The sequence below is a fragment of the Streptomyces sp. GQ60 genome (assembly GCF_059758875.1).
This window is the reverse complement of sequence record NZ_JCAXEG010000003.1, coordinates 330066-353219: the sequence shown is the minus strand read 5'-3', so window position 1 is coordinate 353219 and position 23154 is coordinate 330066. Positions and strand designations below refer to the sequence as shown.

At 71.1% G+C, this 23154-nt stretch carries 18 protein-coding genes; 16 read left to right on the top strand and 2 right to left on the bottom strand.

Going from position 1 to position 23154, the window contains the following annotated elements; all coding sequences use genetic code 11:
- Positions 1-45 precede the first annotated feature (45 nt).
- The gene (locus AC6CKD_RS10260) at positions 46-597 is read right to left on the bottom strand and encodes a beta-class carbonic anhydrase (RefSeq protein WP_498326637.1); all 552 of its coding nucleotides are present in this window, start codon (positions 595-597) and stop codon (positions 46-48) included.
- 341 nt (positions 598-938) lie between these two features.
- On the opposite strand from AC6CKD_RS10260, the gene rsmH reads away from it, so the two are divergent.
- The 16 genes from rsmH (at position 939) to AC6CKD_RS10180 (ending at position 19426) form a co-directional block, all read left to right on the top strand.
- Positions 939-1868, top strand: a complete 930-nt coding sequence (gene rsmH / locus AC6CKD_RS10255) for a 16S rRNA (cytosine(1402)-N(4))-methyltransferase RsmH (RefSeq protein ID WP_498326952.1) — start codon at positions 939-941, stop codon at positions 1866-1868.
- Positions 1865-2404 carry a cell division protein FtsL gene (ftsL, locus tag AC6CKD_RS10250; protein ID WP_498326636.1) on the top strand — a complete coding sequence of 180 codons (540 nt, stop codon included), beginning with the start codon at positions 1865-1867 and terminating at the stop codon, positions 2402-2404. The genes rsmH and ftsL overlap by 4 nt, the downstream gene beginning before the upstream one ends.
- A 336-nt stretch (positions 2405-2740) precedes the next feature.
- A complete protein-coding gene (locus AC6CKD_RS10245; RefSeq protein ID WP_498326635.1) occupies positions 2741-4750 on the top strand; it encodes a peptidoglycan D,D-transpeptidase FtsI family protein in 2010 nt (669 codons plus the stop codon).
- 46 nt (positions 4751-4796) lie between these two features.
- Positions 4797-6515, top strand: coding sequence for a UDP-N-acetylmuramoyl-L-alanyl-D-glutamate--2,6-diaminopimelate ligase (locus tag AC6CKD_RS10240; protein WP_498326634.1), 1719 nt, complete (start codon positions 4797-4799; stop codon positions 6513-6515).
- Entirely contained in the window at positions 6512-7930 is a 1419-nt protein-coding gene (locus AC6CKD_RS10235; RefSeq protein WP_498326633.1) for a UDP-N-acetylmuramoyl-tripeptide--D-alanyl-D-alanine ligase, read from the top strand. Before AC6CKD_RS10240 ends, AC6CKD_RS10235 begins: the two co-directional genes overlap by 4 nt.
- A complete protein-coding gene (gene mraY, locus AC6CKD_RS10230) occupies positions 7927-8997 on the top strand; it encodes a phospho-N-acetylmuramoyl-pentapeptide-transferase (protein ID WP_478689797.1) in 1071 nt (356 codons plus the stop codon). The genes AC6CKD_RS10235 and mraY overlap by 4 nt, the downstream gene beginning before the upstream one ends.
- On the top strand, positions 8979-10478 hold the full coding sequence (gene murD / locus AC6CKD_RS10225; protein ID WP_498326631.1) for a UDP-N-acetylmuramoyl-L-alanine--D-glutamate ligase: 1500 nt from the start codon (positions 8979-8981) through the stop codon (positions 10476-10478). The genes mraY and murD overlap by 19 nt, the downstream gene beginning before the upstream one ends.
- Before the next feature lie 89 nt (positions 10479-10567).
- Positions 10568-12007 carry a putative lipid II flippase FtsW gene (ftsW, locus tag AC6CKD_RS10220; RefSeq protein ID WP_498326630.1) on the top strand — a complete coding sequence of 480 codons (1440 nt, stop codon included), beginning with the start codon at positions 10568-10570 and terminating at the stop codon, positions 12005-12007.
- A gap of 6 nt (positions 12008-12013) precedes the next feature.
- Positions 12014-13108 (top strand): undecaprenyldiphospho-muramoylpentapeptide beta-N-acetylglucosaminyltransferase, encoded by a 1095-nt coding sequence (gene murG, locus AC6CKD_RS10215; protein ID WP_498326629.1) that lies wholly within the window; start codon positions 12014-12016, stop codon positions 13106-13108.
- A gap of 31 nt (positions 13109-13139) precedes the next feature.
- A complete protein-coding gene (locus AC6CKD_RS10210) occupies positions 13140-14015 on the top strand; it encodes a cell division protein FtsQ/DivIB (protein WP_498326628.1) in 876 nt (291 codons plus the stop codon).
- 280 nt (positions 14016-14295) lie between these two features.
- On the top strand, positions 14296-15495 hold the full coding sequence (ftsZ, locus tag AC6CKD_RS10205; protein ID WP_385383890.1) for a cell division protein FtsZ: 1200 nt from the start codon (positions 14296-14298) through the stop codon (positions 15493-15495).
- On the top strand, positions 15492-16223 hold the full coding sequence (gene pgeF / locus AC6CKD_RS10200) for a peptidoglycan editing factor PgeF (RefSeq protein WP_498326627.1): 732 nt from the start codon (positions 15492-15494) through the stop codon (positions 16221-16223). The genes ftsZ and pgeF overlap by 4 nt, the downstream gene beginning before the upstream one ends.
- Before the next feature lie 3 nt (positions 16224-16226).
- The gene (locus tag AC6CKD_RS10195; protein ID WP_498326625.1) at positions 16227-16946 is read left to right on the top strand and encodes a YggS family pyridoxal phosphate-dependent enzyme; all 720 of its coding nucleotides are present in this window, start codon (positions 16227-16229) and stop codon (positions 16944-16946) included.
- Positions 16947-17097: 151 nt separating this feature from the next.
- Positions 17098-17718: a cell division protein SepF gene (locus AC6CKD_RS10190; RefSeq protein ID WP_498326624.1), complete on the top strand. Its 621-nt coding sequence runs from the start codon at positions 17098-17100 to the stop codon at positions 17716-17718.
- 60 nt (positions 17719-17778) lie between these two features.
- Entirely contained in the window at positions 17779-18075 is a 297-nt protein-coding gene (locus tag AC6CKD_RS10185) for a YggT family protein (RefSeq protein ID WP_112450285.1), read from the top strand.
- A gap of 82 nt (positions 18076-18157) precedes the next feature.
- Positions 18158-19426, top strand: coding sequence for a DivIVA domain-containing protein (locus tag AC6CKD_RS10180; RefSeq protein ID WP_498326622.1), 1269 nt, complete (start codon positions 18158-18160; stop codon positions 19424-19426).
- A 248-nt stretch (positions 19427-19674) separates the two neighbouring features.
- On the opposite strand, the gene ileS is transcribed toward AC6CKD_RS10180, so the two are convergent.
- Positions 19675-22833, bottom strand: a complete 3159-nt coding sequence (gene ileS, locus AC6CKD_RS10175) for an isoleucine--tRNA ligase (protein ID WP_498326620.1) — start codon at positions 22831-22833, stop codon at positions 19675-19677.
- Positions 22834-23154 lie beyond the last annotated feature (321 nt).

Sequence of the window (23154 nt, the reverse complement as noted above, 5' to 3'; positions counted from 1 at the left end):
GTGACGTCTCCCCGCATTCTTGACGGCGCTTGGCCCTGGTGTCACTCAAGAGGTGGGATCGATCTCCCGCAGGAGTCCGGTGTGCACGTCGAAGACGAAGCCTCGCACATCGTCCTTGTGGGGCAGGAAGGGGTTCGTACGGACCCGCTGCATGGACTGGCGGACGTCCTGGTCCACGTCCCGGAAGGCCTCGACGGCCCAGGCGGGGCGCTGGCCGACCTCGTCCTCCAGCTCGTGGCGGAAGTCCTCGGTCAGGCTTTCGAGACCGCAGCCGGTGTGGTGGATGAGTATCACCGTGCGGGTGCCGAGCGCCCGCTGGCTGATGGTGAGGGAGCGGATGGTGTCGTCGGTGACCACCCCGCCGGCGTTGCGGATCGTGTGACAGTCGCCCAGCTCCAGGCCGAGGGCGGCGTGCAGGTCGAGGCGGGCGTCCATGCAGGCCACCACGGCCACCTGCAGGACCGGGCGGGCGTCCATGCCGGGGTCGGTGAACTTCGCGGCGTAGGCGCGGTTCGACGACACCAGGCGGTCGGTGACGGAATGGCCCTCGTCGGCCTTGGGTGCGGAGGCGGCGGGCACGGGAACGGAAGTCGTCATGGATACGACGGTAATGGTCACAGCCCGTATGAGCATGGAGTGAGGGTGGACAAAGAAGGTCACCTGATCCTGTTGTGAGCTAACCCACAGGCGTGAGGCGCACGCGGCCGACCGGGTGATTCGCGGCTTTTGCCGCTTCGGTCACAGCGGGCCGCACGGCGCGCGGGGCGGTTCGTTGACCGCGGCGACCGTTGCACTAAAGTGACGCGAACCGGCCGGAGCCCGGCCCTGACCGGCCGCCCGGCCCTTTGGTAAGACTCCGCGTGCGCGGCGCGGCGTATGCCTGCCGCGCCGTTATCTGAGAGGGCGCTTTGACTAGCGAGTCCCGACACGTCCCGGTGATGCTCCAGCGGTGCCTGGACCTGTTGGCCCCGGCACTGGAGAGGCCCGGGGCCGTCGTCGTCGACTGCACCCTCGGCCTCGGCGGCCACAGCGAGGCCCTGCTCACCCGGTTCCCCGAGGCCCACCTGATCGGCCTGGACCGCGACAAGGAAGCCCTGCGCCTCTCGGGGGAGCGCCTCGCGCCCTTCGGGGACCGGGCCACCCTCGTCCACGCCATCTACGCCGACCTGGCCGACGTACTGGACAGCCTGCGCATCCCCACGGTGCAGGGCATCCTCTTCGACCTCGGCGTCTCCTCCATGCAGCTCGACGAGGCCGACCGCGGCTTCGCCTATGCGCAGGACGCCCCGCTCGACATGCGCATGGACCAGACGACGGGCATCAGCGCGGCCGAGGTCCTCAACACCTACGCGCCCGGCGAGCTGGTCCGGATCCTGCGCCAGTACGGCGAGGAGAAGCAGGCTAAGCGGATCGTGTCCGCGGTGGTGCGCGAGCGGGACAAGGAGCCCTTCACCAACAGCGCGCGCCTCGTCGAACTGATCCGCGACGCCCTGCCGCAGGCGGCGAAGCGGACCGGCGGCAACCCGGCCAAGCGCACCTTCCAGGCGCTGCGCATCGAGGTCAACGGCGAGCTGTCCGGACTGGAGCGGGCGATCCCCGCCGCCGTGGACCGGATCGCGGTCGGCGGCCGGATCGTCGTGCTCTCGTACCAGTCGCTGGAGGACCGCCTCGTCAAGCAGGTCTTCGCGGCCGGCGCGACCTCGACGGCCCCGGCCGGGCTGCCGGTCGTGCCGGAGAAGTACCAGCCGAAGCTGAAGCTGCTGACGCGCGGTGCGGAGCTGCCGACCGAGGAGGAGATTGCGCAGAACCGGCGTGCGGCGCCGGCCCGCTGCCGAGGGGTGGAGCGCATCCGGGAGGCGCGGCTGTGAAACGGCTGGGGCGGGTGCTGGGGGGACCGGTCGCCGGACAGGCGGCGCGGACTCCGTTCGTCCTGCTGGTCGTGGCGCTGCTCGGCGGCGGGCTGATCAGCCTGCTGCTGCTGAACTCGGCGCTGAACCAGGGTTCCTTCCAGCTCAGCAAGCTGAAGCGGGAGACCACCGCGCTCACGGACGAGGAACAGGCGCTGCAGCGGGACGTGGACGGCTATTCGGCGCCCGACGCGCTGCAGCGGCGGGCGCACGAGCTGGGCCTGGTGCCGGGCGGCAGCCCGGTCTTCATCGGGCCCGACGGCAAGGTCGCCGGTACCGCGTCTCCCGCCGCCGAGCCGCCGCCCCCGCCGCCGCCGGCCTCCGCGCCGCCGGTCTCGCCCTCTCCGGGCGGAGCCGTGCCGAGCCCGGCCGGCTCCCCGGCACCGGCCCCCTCGGGTGCGGCGGCCGCTCCGGCCCCGTCGGGCGCAGTCGCTCCGGCCGCCCCCGCCGCCCCGTCGGGCGGAGCCACTCAGCCTTCCCAGACCCCTGGACGGTGACGTCGTGACGCGTACCCCTGCGGGGCATGTCCCCTCCCCGCCCTTCCACCGTTCCCCGGGCCTGCCCGGGCCCGGTCCTCAAGCGCCGGACGGGCTGGGGGTGTCCCCGGAGCTCCGCCCCGGACCCGTTGCCGCGTGCGGCGCCGTCGCCCGGGTCCAGCCCCCGGACCCCCGCTCCGCAAACGCCGGAGGGGCTGATTTCGGCGGGCGCGGCCCGCACGTCCAGGCCGGCATCGGCCAAATCCAGCCCCTCCGGCGTTTGAGGAGCGGGGTCTGGGGCTGCGCCCCAGGGGCTCCGGCGCAGCCGGGTTCCGCACACTCCCGGGGGGCCGCCGCATGAGCCCGCAGGAGCCGCCACGCCGACGGGTGCCCGGCCCCGGGCGGCCCCGGCCCGGCGGGGCCCCGGCGCGGGCTTCGGCCCGGCCGGCCGCCAGGCCCGCCACCCGCCGCCCCGCCCCCGCGAGGAAGCCGCACACGATCCGGCTCGGCGCCCCCAAGCCCCGGCTGCGCCTGGTCAGCGTCGGGCTGACGCTGGTGATGCTGGCGTTCGTCGTACGGCTGCTCCAGGTGCAGGCCGTCGACGCGTCGGCGTACTCCGCCAAGGCCTCCGAGAACCGCTTCGCCAGCTACACCCTGGCCGCCGAGCGCGGGGAGATCACCGACCGCAAGGGCGTGGCGCTCGCCACCAGCGTGGACGCGTACGACATCACCGCGGACCCGCACATGTTCACGGTGCAGGAGAGCAAGGCCCCCGACGCTCCCGAGCAGGCGGCGGCCCTCCTCGCGCCGATCCTCGGCAAGGACGCCAAGGAGCTCGCCGAGCGCCTGAAGACGAAGAACACCCGCTACGTCGTCCTCGCCCGCCGCCAGACCCCCCAGGTCTGGAACCAGATCAAGGACCTCAAGAAGGTCTTCGCCGAGAAGGCGTCCGCGGACAAGAAGAACAACGGCCCCGGCGCCAACGTCCTGGCCGGCGTGTTCAACGAGAACAGCAGCAAGCGCGTGTACCCGAACGGCGACCTCGCCGCCGGGATACTGGGTTACGTCAACGCCGAGGGCAAGGGCGGCGGCGGCCTGGAGTCCTCCCTGGACAAGAAGCTGGCCGGCAAGGACGGCGAGCTCACGTACGCCCAATCGGGCGGCCGACGCGTGCCGACCGCGGGATCCAGCGAGAAGCCCGCCGTGCCCGGCGAGGACATCGAGCTGACCATCGACCGCGACATCCAGTGGGCCGCGCAGAGCGCCATCACCGAGCAGGTCGCCAAGTCGGAGGCCGACCGCGGGTACGTCATCGTCCAGGACACCCGGACGGGCGAGGTCCTCGCCATGGCCAACGCCCCCGGCTTCGACCCCAACGACCTCTCCAAGGCCAGTTCCGCCGCGATGGGCAACGCCGCCCTCCAGGACGTGTACGAGCCCGGCTCCACCGCCAAGGTGATGTCGATGGCGGCCGTGCTGGAGGAGAAGAAGGCCGTGCCCGGCACCCACGTCGAGGTCCCCAACCGGCTGCACCGCGGCGACCGGCTCTTCAAGGACGACATCGACCACCCGACCTGGTACCTGACCCTCAACGGGGTCCTGGCCAAGTCCTCCAACATCGGCACCATCCTGGCCACCGGCCAGCTCGGCCCGACGCAGCCCGAGGCCAACAAGGTCCTGTACTCGTACCTGGACAAGTTCGGCATCGGCCGGCCCACCGGGCTCGGCTATCCCGGCGAGTCCCGCGGCATCCTCGCCCCGCCCGAGAAGTGGTCCACTTCCCAGCAGTACACGATCCCCTTCGGCCAGGGCCTGTCCCTCAACGCCATGCAGGCGGCCTCCGTCTACTCGACCATCGCCAATGGCGGGGTCCGCATCGCCCCGACCCTGGTCCGCGGAACCAAGGGCCCCGACGGCCGCTTCACCCCGGCCCCGGCGCCCGAGAAGAACCAGGTGGTCAGCAAGGAGACCGCCAAGACCCTCGCGGAAATGCTGGAGTCGGTGGTCGACGACCAGGAGGGCACCGGCACCAAGGCCCGCATCCCCGGCTACCGGGTCGGCGGCAAGACCGGCACCTCCAACCGGGTGGATCCGGCCACCGGCCGCTACAAGGGCTACACCGCCTCCTTCGCGGGATTCGCACCCGCGGACAACCCCCGCGTCACCGTCTACTGCGCCATCCAGAACCCCACCAAGGGCAGTTACTTCGGTGGCCAGATCTGCGGGCCCATCTACAAGAAGGTCATGGAGTTCGCCCTCAAAACCCTCCAGGTCGCTCCCACCGGAACCGCCCCCGCCGGACTCCCGGTCACCTACGAACCCGGCGCGCAGCCCGGCCCCCAGCCGAGCCCGCAGCCGGGCCAGTGACCGCGACCCCGGCCGGCCAGCCCCAGAAAAGCGTGAGGCACCATCAGTGACAACGATCACCCCCGAATCCGGGAACCACGCGTCCGCCGCCCCCGAAGCCGGGCCCTCGCTTCGCGAGCGGCCCGCCGGGCCCGGTACGCTCACCGCCGTGCCCCACGCTGATCAGCCCAGAACCACCCAGAACGACGCACCGGCAGCGCCGCCGGGAGCGCCACGCCCCCTGTCCGTCCGCCCGACCCCCCTCGGCGAGCTGGCGGAGCTGCTGGGAGTCGCGGCCCACGGCGCCCCGGGCGCCCCGGGCGCTCCGTCGAGGATCACCGGCATCACGCACGATTCCCGTGCCGTGCGCCCCGGAGACCTGTACGCGGCCCTGCCGGGCGCCAAGCTGCACGGCGCGGACTTCGCCGCGCAGGCGGCCGCCCTCGGCGCCGCCGCCGTGCTGACCGATCCGGCCGGCGCGGAGCGCGCCGCGGCCACCGGACTCCCGGTCCTCGCCGTCGCCGACCCGCGCGGACGGATGGGAGAACTGGCCGCCGCGGTCTACGGACGGCCGGGCGAGGCCCTGCTCCAGATCGGCATCACCGGCACGTCCGGCAAGACCACCACGGCGTACCTCGTCGAGGGCGGCCTGCGCGGCGCCGGACGCACGACGGGGCTCATCGGCACCGTCGAGATGCGCGTCGGCGACGAGCGCATCAAGTCCGAGCGCACCACCCCCGAGGCCACCGACCTGCAGGCGCTCTTCGCGGTCATGCGCGAACGCGGCGTCGAGGCCGTCGCCATGGAGGTCTCCAGCCACGCCCTGGTGCTCGGACGGGTCGACGGCTGCGTCTTCGACGTGGCCGTCTTCAACAACCTGAGCCCGGAGCACATGGAGTTCCACTCCGACATGGAGGACTACTTCCAGGCCAAGGCGCAGCTCTTCACGGAGCGCCGCGCCCGCCTCGGCGTGGTCAACATCGACGACGAGTACGGCCGCCGCCTCGCCAAGGAGTCGCCGATCCCGGTCGTCACCTTCTCCGCCGCGGGCGACCCGGCCGCCGACTGGCGGGCCGTGGACGTGGTCTCGCACCACATGGACTCGACCCTGACCCTGGTGGGTCCCGCGGGCGAGCGGGTGCGGGCCACCGCCCCGCTGCCCGGCCCGTTCAACGTGGCCAACACCGTCGCGGCCGTCGTCACCCTCGCCGCCGCCGGCCTCGACCCGCAGACCGCCGCCGACGGCGTCGCCGCGGTCCCCGGGGTGCCCGGCCGGCTGGAGCGGGTCGACGCGGGACAGCCGTACCTGGCCGTCGTGGACTACGCGCACAAGACGGACGCCGTCGAATCGGTGCTGCGGGCCCTGCGCGAGGTCACCACCGGCAAGCTGCACGTCGTACTCGGCTGCGGCGGCGACCGCGACACCACCAAGCGGGCCCCGATGGGCGCCGCGGCCGCACGGTTCGCCGACACCGCCGTACTGACCTCCGACAACCCGCGCTCCGAGGACCCCCTCGCGATCCTCGCCGCGATGTTCCGCGGCGCCGTGTCCGTGCCGCCCGCCGAGCGCGGCACCGTCCTGGTCGACGCCGACCGGGCGGCGGCCATCGCCGCCGTCGTCGCGCGCGCCGAGGCGGGGGACACCGTGCTGGTGGCCGGCAAGGGCCACGAGCAGGGCCAGGACACCGCGGGCGTCGTACGCCCCTTCGACGACCGCGCCGTCCTGCGCGCGGCCATCGAGACCCAAGCACGCCAGCGTCCCCGACAGGCCGAGGTGAACCAGTGATCGCCCTCTCCCTCGCCGAGATCGCCGACATCACCGGCGGGCAGCCCCACGACATACCGGATCCGTCCGCCGTGGTCACCGGCCCCGTGGTCTACGACTCCCGCGAGGTCGAGGCCGGCAGCCTGTTCGCCGCCTTCGTCGGGGAGCGGGTGGACGGCCACGACTATGCCGAACGCGCCCTGGCCGCCGGCGCCGTGGGCGTCCTCGCGACCCGGCCCGTCGGTGTCCCGGCCATCGTCGTCCCCGACGTGGTGGCCGCCCTCGGAGCGCTCGCCCGAGCCGTCGTCGAACGGCTGGGCACCGACGTCGTGGCCCTCACCGGCTCCGCCGGCAAGACCTCGACCAAGGACCTGATCGCCCAGGTCCTGCAGCACCACGCGCCGACCGTGTGGACCCCCGGGAACCTCAACAACGAGATCGGCCTGCCGATCACGACGCTGCGGGTCACCGAGGACACGCAGCACCTGGTCCTGGAGATGGGCGCCCGCGGCATCGGCCACATCAGCTACCTCGCCGGACTGACGCCCCCGCGGATCGGTCTGGTCCTCAACGTAGGCACCGCGCACATCGGGGAGTTCGGCGGCCGGGAGCAGATCGCGCAGGCCAAGGGCGAGCTCGTCGAGGCCCTGCCGTCCGAGGCGGAGGGCGGCGTCGCCGTCCTCAACGCCGATGACCTGCTGGTACGTGCCATGGCCGGGCGCACGAAGGCCCGTACGGTGCTGTTCGGCGAGGCCGAGGACGCCGAAATCCGGGCCACCGAAGTCCGGATGACGGACAGAGGACAGGCTTCCTTCACATTGCGAACACCGACCGGGTGCAGCGACGTGACCTTGCGGCTGTACGGTGAGCACCACGTGTCGAACGCGCTCGCCGCGGCCGCCGTCGCCCACGTGCTGGGCATGACCGTCGAGGAGATCGCCACCGCGCTCTCCGGGGCGGGCAGCCTGTCCCGGTGGCGGATGGAGGTCACCGAGCGGGCGGACGGTGTGACGATCGTCAACGACGCCTACAACGCAAACCCCGAGTCCATGCGGGCCGCACTGCGCGCACTCGCCGCGATGGGCGGCGCCGGCAAGGCGCACGGGGGCCGCACGTGGGCGGTGCTCGGCCCGATGGCCGAGCTCGGTGACGACGCGCTCGCCGAGCACGACGCGGTCGGACGGCTTGTCGTCCGGCTCAACGTGAGCAAGCTGGTCGCGGTCGGGGGCAGGGAAGCCTCCTGGCTGCAACTGGGCGCATATAACGAGGGTTCGTGGGGTGAGGAGTCGGTGCTCGTGTCCGACGCGCAGGCGGCGGTCGACCTGTTGCGCAGTGAACTGCGCCCGGGAGACGTCGTGCTGGTGAAGGCTTCCAGGTCAGCCGGTCTGGAGCGGGTGGCCGAGGCCCTGCTCGACGGCGAGGTCGCCGGCCGATGAGGCAGATCCTGTTCTCCGGAGTCATCGGACTCTTCCTCACGCTCATCGGCACCCCGCTGCTGATCAAGGGTCTGGCCCGCAAGGGCTACGGCCAGTTCATCCGGGACGACGGGCCGCGCGGCCACGCCGGGAAGAAGGGCACGCCCACCATGGGCGGCATCTCCTTCATCCTGGCCACGCTGATCGCGTACGCCCTCACCAAGGTGATCACCGGAAGCCAGCCGACCTTCTCGGGCCTCCTCGTCCTCATGCTGATGGCGGGCATGGGCGTGGTGGGCTTCCTCGACGACTACATCAAGATCGTCAAGCAGCGTTCGCTCGGTCTGCGGGCCAAGGCCAAGATGTCCGGCCAGCTGATCGTCGGCATCGCCTTCGCGGTGCTCGCGCTGCAGTTCAAGGACGCGCGCGGACTCGCCCCGGCCTCCACCAAGCTGTCGTTCGTCACGGACTTCGGCTGGTCGATCGGCCCGGTGCTGTTCGTGGTCTGGGCGCTGTTCATGATCCTGGCGATGTCCAACGGCGTGAACCTGACCGATGGCCTCGACGGCCTGGCCACCGGCGCCGCCGTGATGGTCTTCGGCGCGTACACCTTCATCGGCGTCTGGCAGTACCAGGAATCCTGCGCCAACGCGCAGACCCTGACCAACCCGGGCGCCTGTTTCGAGGTGCGCGACCCACTGGACCTCGCGGTCGTCGCCGCCGCCCTGATGGGCGCCTGCTTCGGCTTCCTGTGGTGGAACACCTCGCCCGCCAAGATCTTCATGGGCGACACCGGTTCGCTGGCCCTCGGCGGCGCGCTCGCCGGCCTCGCGATCTGCTCCCGCACGGAGTTCCTGATGGCGCTCCTCGGCGGCCTCTTCGTCCTGATCACCATGTCGGTCGTCATCCAGGTCGGCTCCTTCAAGCTGACCGGCAAGCGCGTCTTCCGGATGGCACCGCTGCAGCACCACTTCGAACTCAAGGGGTGGTCCGAAGTCCTGGTCGTCGTCCGGTTCTGGATCATCCAGGGCATGTGCGTGATCGTGGGCCTCGGAGTCTTCTACGCGGGATGGGCAGCCGACAAGTGACCGCCTGGCACGGCAAGAACATCACCGTCGCCGGCCTCGGCGTGAGCGGCATCAGCGCCGCGCGCGCCCTGGCCGGGCTCGGTGCGCGGGTGACCGTCGTCGACAACGGCGACGGCGACGCGCACCGTGCGCGGGCCGCCGAGCTCGCGGAGCTGGGCATCGAGGTCCGCCTCGGCAGCCCGGACGGCGCCGTACGGGCGGGCGACGTCCTGCCCGAGGGCACGGACCTCGTGGTCACCTCCCCGGGCTGGAAGCCCGACAGCCCGCTGTTCGCGGCCGCCGCCGCGGCCGGCGTGGACGTCGTGGGCGACGTCGAGATCGCCTGGCTGCTGCGCGAGGTCGCCGAGGACCGGCGTGCCGCCCGGTCCGGCGGGTCCCGCGGGGAACCGGCTCCCTGGCTCGCCATCACCGGTACCAACGGCAAGACGACCACCACCCAGATGCTCGCCTCGATCCTGAAGGCCGCAGGCCTCAAGACCGCGGCCGTCGGGAACATCGGCACCCCGATCATCGACGTGGTGCTCGGCGAGGAGCGCTACGACGTACTCGCCGTCGAGCTCTCCAGCTACCAGCTGCACTGGGCGCCCTCGGTGCGCCCGCACTCCGCGGCCGTCCTGAACCTGGCACCGGACCACCTCGACTGGCACGGCTCCATGGAGGCGTACGCCGCCGACAAGGGCCGGATCTACGAGGGCAACACGGTCGCCTGCGTCTACAACGCCGATGCCGCCGACAAGGGTGCCACCGAGGACCTCGTCGTCGAGGCGGACGTGGAAGAGGGCTGCCGGGCCATCGGCTTCACCCTCGGAGCTCCCGGACCCTCCATGTTCGGCGTCGTCGACGGCATCCTCGTCGACCGGGCCTTCGTGGAGAACCGGCAGAAGAACGCCCAGGAACTCGCCGAGGTCGCGGACGTCAACCCGCCGGCCCCGCACAACATCGCCAACGCCCTCGCCGCCGCGGCCCTGGCCCGCGCCTTCGGTGTGGAACCGCGCGCCGTCCGCGACGGACTGCGCGACTTCCGGCCGGACGCCCACCGCGTCAGCCGCGTGGACGAGGTGGGCGGGGTCACGTACGTGGACGACTCCAAGGCCACCAACACCCATGCCGCGGAAGCCTCCCTGGCGGCCTTCGAGCCGGTCGTCTGGATCGCCGGCGGCCTCGCCAAGGGCGCGACCTTCGACGAGCTCGTACAGAAGGCTGCGAAGCGGCTGCGCGGCGTCGTACTGATCGGTGCCGACCGGGCCCTGATCGCCGAGGCACTGGCGCGACACGCCCCGGAGGTCCCGGTCGTGGACCTCGCACGGACCGACACTGGGGCGATGCTCGCGGCGGTCCGGGAAGCGGCCCGGCTCGCGGAGCCCGGCGACACGGTTCTGCTGGCACCTGCCTGCGCCTCGATGGACATGTTCGCGAACTACGGCAAGCGTGGGGACGCGTTCGCCGACGCGGTGCGCGAACTGGCCGCCGAGCAGGCCTAGGAACACCCCTGGGTCCGGTTCGATCCAGGGCAGGTTCCCTCCGGCCGACCGGCTGCTCGCCTCGTACGAGTTGGAGGGGAAGATCACAGATGCCGGCCAAGCAAGTGCTGCCGGGGCGGCGGCCGTCAGCCGACAAGTCCGCCAAGGCCGCCCAGTCCGCCAGAGAGGGCAGGGGCGCCAAAGCCGGCGCACCCAGGGGCCCCAGGGCCGGCGGGGCGCTGGGCCGGGGGCGCCCCGCGGCGCGTACCGGGCGTTCCTCCGGGGGCGGCCCGCTGACCCGGCTGCGGCGTACGCAACGGCAGTTGCGCCGGGCCTGGGACCGGCCCCTCACGGCGTATTACCTGATCTTCGGCAGCTCGCTGCTCATCACCGTGCTCGGCCTGGTGATGGTCTACTCGGCCTCCATGATCAAGGCGCTCCAGCTCGGCCTGGGCGACGCCTACTTCTTCAAGAAGCAGTTCCTGGCGGCCGCGATCGGCACCGGGCTGCTGCTCCTGGCCTCCCGGATGCCCGTCAAGCTCCACCGGGCCCTGTCCTATCCGGTGCTCACCGGCACCCTCTTCCTGATGGTCCTGGTCCAGGTGCCCGGGATAGGGGTGTCGATCAACGGCAACCAGAATTGGATCTCCCTTGGCGGTCCGTTCATGCTCCAGCCCAGTGAGTTCGGCAAACTCGCCCTCATCCTCTGGGGCGCCGACCTGCTGGCGCGCAAGGGCGACAAGGACCTGCTGAGCCAGTGGAAACACCTGCTGGTGCCGCTGGTCCCGGTCACCTTCCTGCTGCTCGGGCTCATCATGCTGGGCGGGGACATGGGCACCGCGATGATCCTCGGAGCCATCCTGTTCGGCCTGCTGTGGCTGGCCGGGGCCCCGACGCGGATGTTCGCCGCGGTACTGGCCTTCGTGGGCGTGCTCGTCGCCCTGCTCATCAAGACCAGCCCGCACCGCATGGACCGGCTCCAGTGCATCGGGGTGACCGAACTGCCCGAGAACGGGCTGTGCTGGCAGGCGGTCCACGGAATCTACGCCCTCGCATCGGGCGGATGGTTCGGTTCCGGGCTGGGTGCCAGTGTGGAAAAATGGGGGCAACTGCCAGAGGCCCACACCGACTTCATCTTCGCCATCACCGGCGAGGAACTGGGTCTGGCGGGGACGCTGTCGGTGCTGGCCCTGTTCGCGGCCCTAGGCTATGCGGGTATCCGCGTGGCCGGACGCACGGAGGACCCCTTCGTACGGTTTGCCGCGGGAGGCGTGACCACCTGGATCACGGCGCAAGCCGTGATCAACATCGGTGCGGTGCTCGGTCTGCTGCCGATCGCCGGGGTCCCGCTCCCGCTGTTCTCCTACGGCGGGTCGGCCTTGCTGCCGACCATGTTCGCGGTCGGACTGCTCATCGCCTTCGCGCGTGAGGAGCCGGCGGCACGGGCGGCGCTCGCGATGCGGAGGCCCAAGAACGGCCGGCAGCGGACCGGGCAGAGATGGAAGTCGATGAGACGGCGCGTCAAGAAGCGTCCGTCCGGAGAGCGGTGAATTTCGGTGCATGTCGTACTCGCCGGTGGGGGGACCGCCGGCCACATCGAGCCCGCGCTCGCCCTCGCGGACGCCCTGCGCAGGCAGGACCCTTCCGTGGGCATCACCGCCCTCGGCACCGAACGCGGACTCGAAACCCGCCTGGTGCCCGAGCGCGGCTACGAGCTGGGACTGATCCCGGCCGTTCCGCTGCCCCGTAGGCCCACGCCCGAGCTGATCACCGTCCCAGGACGGCTGCGCGGCACCATCAAGGCCGCGGAGGAGATCCTCCTGCGCACCAAGGCCGACTGCGTCGTCGGCTTCGGCGGCTACGTGGCCCTGCCCGGCTACCTCGCGGCCAAGCGCCTCGGAGTGCCGATCATCGTCCACGAGGCCAACGCGCGCCCCGGACTGGCCAACAAGATCGGCTCCCGGTACGCGCACGCCGTCGCGGTCTCCACCCCCGACAGCAAGCTGCGCGGCGCCCGCTACGTTGGCATCCCGCTGCGCCGCTCCATCTCCACCCTCGACCGGGCGCTGGTCCGCCCGGAGGCGCGCGCCGCCTTCGGCCTGGACCCCAACCTGCCCACGCTGCTGGTCTCCGGCGGTTCGCAGGGTGCCCGCCGTCTCAACGAGGTGATCGAGCAGGTCGCACCGACCCTCCAGCGCTCCGGGATCCAGATCCTGCACGCGGTCGGCCCGAAGAACGAACTGCCGCGTGTCGACAACATGCCCGGGATGCCGCCTTATGTGCCGGTACCGTACGTGGACCGGATGGATCTCGCGTACGCCGCCGCCGACATGATGCTCTGCCGCGCGGGCGCGATGACCGTCGCCGAACTGTCCGCCGTCGGGCTGCCGGCCGCCTACGTCCCGCTGCCGATCGGCAACGGCGAACAGCGGCTCAACGCCCAGCCGGTGGTCAAGGCCGGCGGCGGCCTGCTCGTGGACGACGCGGAACTGACGCCCCAGTGGGTGCTCAGCCACGTCCTCCCGGTCCTGTCCGACCCGCACCGCCTGTACGAGATGTCCCGCGCGGCCGCCGAGTTCGGCCGCCGCGACGCCGACGAGCTGCTCGTCGGCATGGTGTACGAGGCGATCGCAGCCAACAGAGCCCGCTGACGCGGGAAGCACCGACGCAGGAGGCACAGGAGTGGCCGGAGCGAGCACCGCGCGGCGTGGCGGTCCGGGAGCCGCCGGGAAGGGCTCCGGCCCCCTCAAGCGGCTGGGGTCCCCGAAGGCCCCCAAGTCCCCGGAGCCGCCCGAGGGGTCCGGCCCCGGGGGATCCCGCGGGCCGCGCCCCGGCGGGAGGCTTCCGGGACGGCTGAGCCGGGGACCCCTCGTGGTCGCCGGCCTGGTCCTCGCGCTGCTCCTGGCCGTCGGCTGCACGTGGGTGCTCTACGGGTCCTCCTGGCTCCGGGTCGAGAAGGTCACCGCGGCCGGCACCGAGGTCCTGACCCGGGAACAGGTGCTGGCGGCGGCGGCCGTTCCCGTCGGCGCACCCCTGGTGTCCGTGGACACCGACGAGATCGAAGCCCGGCTCCGCGGCCGCCTGCCCCGTATCGATTCGGTCGATGTGGTGCGGGCCTGGCCGCACGGAATCGGGCTGAAGGTGACGGAACGCAAGCCCGTTCTGCTCATCAAGAAGGACGCGCAGTTCGTGGAAGTGGACGGTTCCGGTGTGCGATTCGACACGGTCGGACAAGCGCCGAAGGGTGTTCCGCTCCTCGAACTGAGCTCCCGGCAGTCTCCGAGCGGCCGCCGTTTCGACGAGGAACGGCTGCTGCGCGAGGCCGTCGTCATCGCCGGCGTCCTCCCGGAATCCGTCCGCAAGGAGACCGTGCAGGTCACGGTCCGCTCCTACGACTCGGTGGTGCTGGAGTTGACCGGCGGCCGGTCGGTGGTCTGGGGGAGCGGGGAACAGGGCGAGGCGAAGGGCCGCGCGCTGACGGCACTCCTCAAGGCCTCGCCCAAGGCCGAACGGTTCGACGTGAGCGTCCCCACCGCCCCGGCGGTGTCCGGTAGTTGACGTCTGGTCGAACAGCGTCGCACCCTGGTTGGCCACCGATACGGGTGATCACATAGGGTGAAAAGAAAAACGGGAGGTTCGGCGTGTTCGTTGAACACGCGCTACTTGTCGACTTAGTGTCCTGTTCGGAAGAGTCCAAGGAACAGACACACTCATAACCCTAAACTTCAGGGTTAGGGTTCGGGTCGGCGTGTACGGACCGTCCCAATTTCGGCATCAGTCGTCGCACCGCAGGCCCGCGAGGCGAACGACACGTAACTCGAGGCGAGAGGCCTTCGACGTGGCAGCACCGCAGAACTACCTCGCAGTCATCAAGGTCATCGGTGTCGGCGGCGGTGGTGTCAATGCCATCAACCGAATGATCGAGGTCGGTCTCAAGGGCGTCGAGTTCATCGCCATCAACACAGACGCCCAGGCGCTGTTGATGAGCGACGCCGACGTCAAGCTCGACGTCGGCCGGGAACTCACCCGCGGTCTCGGCGCCGGGGCCAACCCGGATGTCGGTCGCAAGGCGGCAGAGGACCACCGCGAGGAGATCGAGGAGGTCCTCAAGGGGGCCGACATGGTCTTCGTCACCGCCGGTGAAGGCGGCGGCACCGGAACGGGCGGCGCACCCGTCGTCGCCAACATCGCGCGCTCGCTGGGCGCCCTGACGATCGGTGTGGTCACCCGGCCGTTCACCTTCGAGGGCCGGCGCCGCGCGAACCAGGCCGAGGACGGCATCGCCCAGCTCCGCGAGCAGGTCGACACCCTCATCGTCATCCCCAACGACCGCCTGCTGTCCATCTCGGACCGCCAGGTCAGCGTCCTCGACGCCTTCAAGTCGGCGGACCAGGTCCTGCTGTCCGGCGTCCAGGGCATCACCGACCTCATCACCACCCCGGGTCTGATCAACCTCGACTTCGCGGACGTCAAGTCCGTGATGTCCGAGGCGGGCTCGGCCCTGATGGGCATCGGCTCGGCCCGCGGCGACGACCGCGCGGTGGCCGCCGCCGAGATGGCGATCTCCTCGCCGCTGCTGGAGGCGTCCATCGACGGCGCCCGCGGCGTGCTGCTCTCCATCTCCGGTGGCTCGGACCTCGGTCTCTTCGAGATCAACGAGGCCGCGCAGCTGGTGAGCGAGGCCGCGCACCCCGAGGCGAACATCATCTTCGGAGCCGTCATCGACGACGCGCTCGGCGACGAGGTGCGGGTCACCGTCATCGCGGCCGGGTTCGACGGCGGACAGCCCCCGGCCCGCCGCGACAACGTCATCGGCGCGGCCTCCACCAAGCGCGAGGAGCCGGCTCCGGCTCCGGTCCGTGCCGCCGAACCGGTCCGCCCGGCCTTCGGCGGACTCGGCTCGGTCACCCCGCGCGAGGAGCCGGTCCGCAGCGAGCCGGTCCCGGTCGCCGAGGCTCCGGCCCCGCAGGTCCCGACGGCCCGGCCGTACCAGGACAGCCCGGCCGAGGAACTGGACGTCCCGGACTTCTTGAAGTGACCCTGGAGCAGTACAGCGAGAGCGGCGCCCGCTTCGCCTTCACCGACCGGTGGGGCGGGGTGAGCGCCGTTCCGTACGAGGAGCTCAATCTCGGCGGCGCGGTCGGAGACGACCCGGCCGCCGTTCGCGCGAACCGGGCCGCCGCGGCGAAGGCGCTGGGCATCGCGGCGGACCGGGTGGTCTGGATGAACCAGGTGCACGGCCGGGACGTGGCGGTGGTCGACGGCCCGTGGGGCCCGGATCAGAAGATCCCCGCGGTGGACGCGGTGGTGACCGCCCGTCGGGGGCTGCCCCTCGCGGTCCTCACCGCCGACTGCACGCCCGTCCTGCTGGCCGACCCCGTCGCCGGCATCGCGGGAGCCGCCCACGCCGGGCGGCCCGGGCTGGTCGCCGGAGTCGTGGGCGCCGCCGTCGAGGCGATGGTCTCGCTCGGAGCCGACCCCGCGCGCATGGTGGCCCGTACCGGACCGGCGGTGTGCGGGCGCTGTTACGAGGTTCCCGCCGAGATGCGGGCGTCGGTCGCCGAGGTGGTGCCGGCCGCGTACGCCGAGACGAGCTGGGGAACACCGTCCGTCGACGTGGTGGCCGGAGTGCACGCGCAGCTCGCGGAGGCGGGGGTGGCCGACCTCGGCCGTTCCCCGGTCTGCACACTGGAGTCGCGGGACCACTTCTCGTACCGCCGCGACCGGATGACCGGGCGGCTTGCCGGATATGTCTGGTTGGACTGAAGAATGACGGATCGTAAGTCCGAGCTCGCCGAGAACCTCGCGCGGGTGGAGGAGCGGATCGGGGCCGCCTGCGCGGCCGCCGGCCGCAAGCGGGAAGAGGTGACCCTGATCGTGGTCACCAAGACCTATCCGGCGAACGACGTACGACTGCTGGCGGACCTGGGTGTCCGTCACGTGGCGGAAAACCGGGACCAGGACGCGGCCCCCAAGGCCGAGGCCTGTGCGGATCTGCCGCTCACCTGGCACTTCGTCGGCCAGTTGCAGACGAACAAAGTCCGTTCCGTGGCGGGATACGCGCACCTCGTGCAGTCCGTCGACCGACCCAAGCTCGTCACGGCCCTCTCGGGTGCCGCGGAAGGAGCCGGACGGGAACTGGGCTGCCTGGTGCAGATCGCCCTCGACGCCGAGTCGGGCGAACGGGGGGCCCGCGGCGGCGCGGCGCCCGAGCAGCTCGCCGAGTTGGCGGACCTCGTGGCGGCGGCCCCCGGACTGCGCATCGACGGGATCATGACGGTCGCTCCGCTGGCCGGGCGCTACGCGGGACGCGAACAAGCGGCCTTCGAGCGGCTGGTGGAATTGTCATCCCGCCTGCGCGCGGACCATCCGGCTGCCACGATGGTGTCGGCCGGGATGAGCGCAGACCTGGAACAGGCCGTTGCGGCCGGTGCGACACATGTACGCGTCGGCACTGCGGTACTCGGCGCGAGACCCCGGCTCGGGTAACGTCGCGAAGAAAGTCGGACCACAGCAGAAAATATGGTCATTTCCGCTGATGAGCGGACAGGCCACGTGGATCGCGGGCAGTTGGTGACATTCGCGACACGGCGATACACCTGCGACAGGGCGATCCACCACAGAGCGGAGGACTCAGAGAATGGCCGGCGCGATGCGCAAGATGGCGGTCTACCTCGGCCTCGTGGAGGACGACCGGTACGACAACCCGGGGTACGACCCCGACGACGAGTTCGAACCCGAGCCGGAGCCGGAGCGGTCGCGCGAGCGGGACCGCCGACAGCCACCCGTTTCGCATCAAACGCCCGTATCGGACGAACCGGTACGAGTCTCCCAGCCCCCGGCGCCACGGGAACCCATCCCAATGCCGGTTGAAAACGGACGTCCTGCGCGAATCGCCCCCGTGGCGTCCATCACACCCGAACGCTCGAATCTGGAGAAGAACGCCCCCGTGATCATGCCCAAGGTCGTCTCCGAGCGGGAGCCGTACCGCATCACGACGCTGCACCCCCGGACCTACAACGAGGCCCGTACCATCGGGGAACACTTCCGTGAGGGCACTCCGGTGATCATGAATCTCACGGAGATGGACGACACGGACGCGAAGCGTCTGGTCGACTTCGCCGCAGGCCTCGTCTTCGGTCTGCACGGCAGCATTGAACGCGTGACACAGAAGGTGTTCCTGCTGTCTCCTGCTAACGTCGATGTCACGGCGGAGGACAAGGCCCGCATCGCGGAGGGCGGGTTCTTCAACCAAAGCTAGACCGATCCGTCAGATACGGGACCGGGTACAGAGCGGAAGCAGGGGAGAGGGAAGCGCGGGATGGGCGTAGCACTGCAAGTGGTTTACATCGCGCTGATGTGCTTCCTCATCGTGCTGATCTTCCGACTGGTCATGGACTACGTGTTCCAGTTCGCACGTTCATGGACACCCGGCAAGGCGATGGTGGTCGTTCTGGAGGCCACCTACACTGTCACCGATCCACCGCTCAAGCTTCTTCGGCGGCTCATCCCGCCGTTGCGTCTCGGGGGCGTGGCACTCGACCTGTCCTTCTTCGTTCTGATGATCATCGTTTACATCCTCATCAGTTTCGTGAGCACCGCTGCGAGAAGCGTGTGAACGATGAGCTTCCCCGCAGGCGCGGGGACAGTCCCGATACGGTCCTGCCGACTGCCGACGACTACGTAGAGGTGAAGAAGACATGCCGCTGACTCCCGAGGACGTGCGGAACAAGCAGTTCACGACCGTCCGCCTGCGAGAAGGCTATGACGAGGACGAGGTCGACGCCTTCCTCGACGAGGTCGAGTCCGAACTGACGCGCCTGCTGCGCGAGAACGAGGACCTGCGCGCCAAGCTGGCGGCCGCCACGCGTGCCGCCGCGCAGAACCAGCAGCAGGGCATGCGCAAGCCCGAGCCCCAGGACCAGCGTGGCCCCGGCGCCCCCGTGCCCGCGGCCATATCCGGCCCCCCGCAGCAGCAGCCCCAGATGGGTCCGCCGCAGCTTCCGGGTGGCCCGCCCCAGCTTCCGGCCGGCCCCGGTGGGCACGGTCAGCAGGGTCCCGGCCCGATGGGCAACCCCATGCAGCAGCACACCATGGGTGGGCAGCAGCAGATGGGCCAGCAGCAGATGGGCCAGCAGCAGATGGGCCAGCAGCAGATGGGCCAGCAGGGCATGGGCCAGCAGGGTCCCGGCCCGATGGGCAACCCCATGCAGCAGCAGTCCATGGGTGGCCAGAACCCGCTCGGCCAGCAGATGGGCCAGCCCATGGGGCAGCAGATGCAGCCGATGGGCCAGCAGATGCAGCCCATGGGCCAGCAGATGCACCAGCAGCCGCAGCAGCTTCCGCAGCAGGGTCCCGGTGGCGACAGCGCCGCCCGCGTCCTGTCGCTCGCGCAGCAGACCGCCGACCAGGCGATCGCGGAGGCCCGCTCCGAGGCCAACAAGATCGTCGGCGAGGCCCGGTCGCGCGCCGAGGGCCTGGAGCGGGACGCCCGCGCCAAGGCCGACGCGCTGGAGCGGGACGCGCAGGAGAAGCACCGCGTCGCGATGGGCTCCCTGGAGTCCGCCCGCGCCACGCTGGAGCGCAAGGTCGAGGACCTGCGGGGCTTCGAGCGTGAGTACCGCACCCGTCTGAAGTCCTACCTGGAGTCGCAGCTGCGCCAGCTGGAGACGCAGGCCGACGACTCGCTGGCTCCGCCGCGGAACCCCGCCGGTCCCGCGCTGCCGCCGTCGCCGACCCCGTCGATGGCTCCGGCCGGTGCGATGCACTCCATGGGTGGTCCGTCGATGGGCGGCCCGTCGCCCATGGGTGGTCCGTCCCCGATGGCCCCCTCCTACGGTGGCGGCCAGCAGCAGATGTCCCCGGCGATGACGCAGCCGATGGCTCCGGTGCGGCCGGCCGCTCCGCAGCCGATGCAGCAGGCGCCGTCTCCCATGCGGGGCTTCCTGATCGACGAGGACGACAACTAAGCGGTAGCCGTCGGCAGACGGTTCGGGCCGGGCCCGGTTCCCCTTCGGGGGCACCGGGCCCGGCCCGTTTCCGGCTGTGCCCGCCCCTGGGGCTCCGCCCCAGACCCCGCGCCTCAAACGCCGGCGAGGCTGGATTCGCCTCAGCGCCGGGTCCGGGCGGAGCCCGGGGAACGGTGGAAGGGCGGGTAGGGGACAGAAACACCTGTGGCCCGGACCCCATCAGGGGGCCGGGCCACAGCCGCGAAGGGCTACGCCTTGCGGAGGCGGAACGTGAGGCCGAGGGGCTCGTCCGCGAAGGGGTCGCCGTACGTGGCGTCGCCTTCGCCGGAGGCGTAGTCCGTGGCCAGGACCTCGTCCGCGATCAGGGTCGCGTGGTCCGTCAGGGCCTTCACCAGCTCCGGGTCCGACGAGGACCAGCGCAGGGCGATCCGGTCGGCCACGTCGAGTCCGGAGTTCTTCCGGGCCTCCTGGATCAGCCGGATCGCGTCACGGGCCAGGCCCGCGAGCCGCAGCTCCGGAGTGATCTCCAGGTCCAGGGCGACCGTCGCGCCGGAGTCGGACGCCACCGACCAGCCCTCGCGCGGGGTCTCCGTGATGATGACCTCCTCCGGGGTGAGGGTGACGGGGGCGCCGTCCACCTCGACCTCGGCGGAGCCGGAGCGCAGGGCCAGGGACAGCGCCGCCGCGTCGGCCGCGGCCACCGCCTTCGCCACGTCCTGCACGCCCTTGCCGAAGCGCTTGCCCAGCGCGCGGAAGTTCGCCTTGGCCGTGGTGTCGACCAGGGAGCCGCCGACCTCCGAGAGGGAGGCCAGCGAGGAGACGTTCAGTTCCTCCGTGATCTGGGAGTGCAGCTCGGGGGAGAGCGTCTCGAAGCCCGATACGGCGACCAGCGCGCGGGACAGCGGCTGGCGGGTCTTCACGCCCGACTCGGCCCGCGTCGCGCGGCCCAGCTCGACGAGGCGGCGTACCAGCAGCATCTGCTGGGACAGGCCCGGGTCGATCGCCGAGGCGTCCGGGACCGGCCACGTGGTCAGGTGCACCGACTCCGGGGCGTCCGGGGTGACCGGGACGATCATGTCCTGCCAGACCCGCTCCGTGATGAAGGGGGTGAGGGGGGCGAGGAGGCGGGTGACCGTCTCCACCACCTCGTGCAGGGTGCGCAGCGCGGCCGCGTCGCCCTGCCAGAAGCGGCGGCGGGAGCGGCGGACGTACCAGTTGGAGAGGTCGTCGACGAAGGAGGAGAGGAGCTTGCCGGCGCGCTGGGTGTCGTAGGACTCCATCGCCTCCGTGACCTCGGTCGTCAGGGTGTGGAGCTCCGAGAGCAGCCAGCGGTCGAGGACCGTGCGGTCCGCGGGCGCCGGGTCGGAGGCCGACGGGGCCCAGTTCGACGTCCGGGCGTACAGGGCCTGGAAGGCGACCGTGTTCCAGTACGTGAGGAGCGTCTTGCGGACGACCTCCTGGATCGTGCCGTGGCCGACGCGGCGCGCCGCCCACGGGGAGCCGCCGGCCGCCATGAACCAGCGGACGGCGTCGGCCCCGTGCTGGTCCATCAGCTGGATCGGTTCCAGGGTGTTGCCCAGGTGCTTGGACATCTTGCGGCCGTCCTCGGCGAGGATGTGGCCCAGGCAGACCACGTTCTCGTAGGAGGACTTGTCGAAGACGAGGGTGCCGACCGCCATCAGCGTGTAGAACCACCCGCGCGTCTGGTCGATGGCCTCCGAGATGAACTGCGCCGGATAGCGCTTCTCGAAGATCTCCTTGTTCTTGTGCGGGTAGCCCCACTGCGCGAACGGCATCGAACCCGAGTCGTACCAGGCGTCGATGACCTCCGGCACGCGGACGGAGGTGAGGGCGCAGCCCTCCGCCGTGCAGGGGAAGGTGACCTCGTCGATGTACGGGCGGTGCGGGTCCAGACCCGACTGGTCCGTGCCCGTCAGGTCGCTCAGCTCCGCGAGGGAGCCGACGCAGGTGAGGTGGTTCTCCTCGCAGCGCCAGATGGGCAGCGGGGTGCCCCAGTAGCGGTTGCGGGAGAGCGCCCAGTCGATGTTGTTGTTCAGCCAGTCGCCGAAGCGGCCCTGCTTGACGGAGTCCGGGAACCAGTTGGTCTTCTCGTTCTCCCGCAGCATCGCGTCCTTGACGGCGGTGGTGCGGACGTACCAGGACGGCTGCGCGTAGTAGAGCAGCGCGGTGTGGCAGCGCCAGCAGTGCGGGTAGCTGTGCTCGTAGGCGATGTGCTTGAAGAGCAGGCCGCGCGCGTCGAGGTCGGCGGTCAGCTTCTCGTCGGCCTTCTTGAAGAAGACGCCGCCGACCAGCGGGACCTCCTCCTCGAAGGTGCCGTCGGGGCGGACCGGGTTCACGACGGGCAGGCCGTACGCGCGGCAGACCGCGAGGTCGTCGGCGCCGAAGGCGGGGGACTGGTGGACGAGACCGGTGCCGTCCTCGGTCGTGACGTACTCGGCGTTCACGACGTAGTGGGCCTCGGCCGGGAACTCCACGAGCTCGAAGGGGCGCTGGTACGTCCAGCGCTCCATCTCCTTGCCCGTGAAGGACTCGCCGGTGGCCTCCCAGCCCTCGCCGAGGGACTTCTCCAGCAGCGGCTGGGCGACGACCAGCTTCTCCGAGTCCTCGACGCCGGTACGGCGCGCCACCACGTACGTGACGTCCGGGTGCGCGGCCACCGCGGTGTTGGACACCAGGGTCCAGGGGGTGGTCGTCCAGACCAGCAGCGCCGCCTCGCCCGCGAGGGGGCCGGAGGTCAGCGGGAAGCGGACGAAGACCGAGGGGTCGACGACCGTCTCGTAGCCCTGGGCCAGCTCGTGGTCCGAGAGGCCGGTGCCGCAGCGGGGGCACCAGGGGGCGACGCGGTGGTCCTGGGTGAGCAGGCCCTTGTTGAAGATCTCCTTCAGCGACCACCACACGGACTCGACGTACTCGGGGTCCATGGTGCGGTAGGCGTCGTCGAGGTCGACCCAGTAGCCCATCCGGTTCGTGAGCTCGGTGAACGCGTCGGTGTGGCGGGTCACCGACTCGCGGCACTTGGCGTTGAACTCGGCGATGCCGTACGCCTCGATGTCCTTCTTGCCGTTGAAGCCCAGCTCCTTCTCGACGGCCAGCTCGACGGGCAGGCCGTGACAGTCCCAGCCGGCCTTGCGGGCCACGTGGTAGCCGCGCATGGTGCGGAACCGGGGGAAGACGTCCTTGAAGACGCGGGCCTCGATGTGGTGCGCGCCGGGCATGCCGTTAGCGGTGGGCGGGCCCTCGTAGAAGACCCACTCGGGGCGTCCCTCGGACTGCTCCAGCGTCTTGGCGAAGGTCTTGCTCTCGCGCCAGAAGTCGAGGACCGCGTGCTCGAGGGCAGGCAGGTCGACCTGGGCGGGTACCGGGCGGTACTGCGGCGGTGTGGTCATGAGGCTGAACTCTTCCTCCGGCGGGATGTCACTTCCGTCCGGAGGGACGAGAGCCGCCCTCGTTTCCGAGGACCTGCTGCTCCCGCGGTACCACCCTCCTTGGCCTCCGGACCTGTGGTCCGACGACCCCCTCATTGGGGTGCGAAGCCGGTTCTACTCGCCCTACGGGAATCCCGGTGGGCTTTCTTCCGGCGGCTCCGGGGTGATCCTTCGCATCGCGCTCGCCCCCGGGCTCTCACCGTCCCCGGGTCGCTCCTGGCTGCGTCCGACGCTACTCGTCCCCATCCATGCCTTTCGCTGGGCCCAGTGTACGGGCCGGGG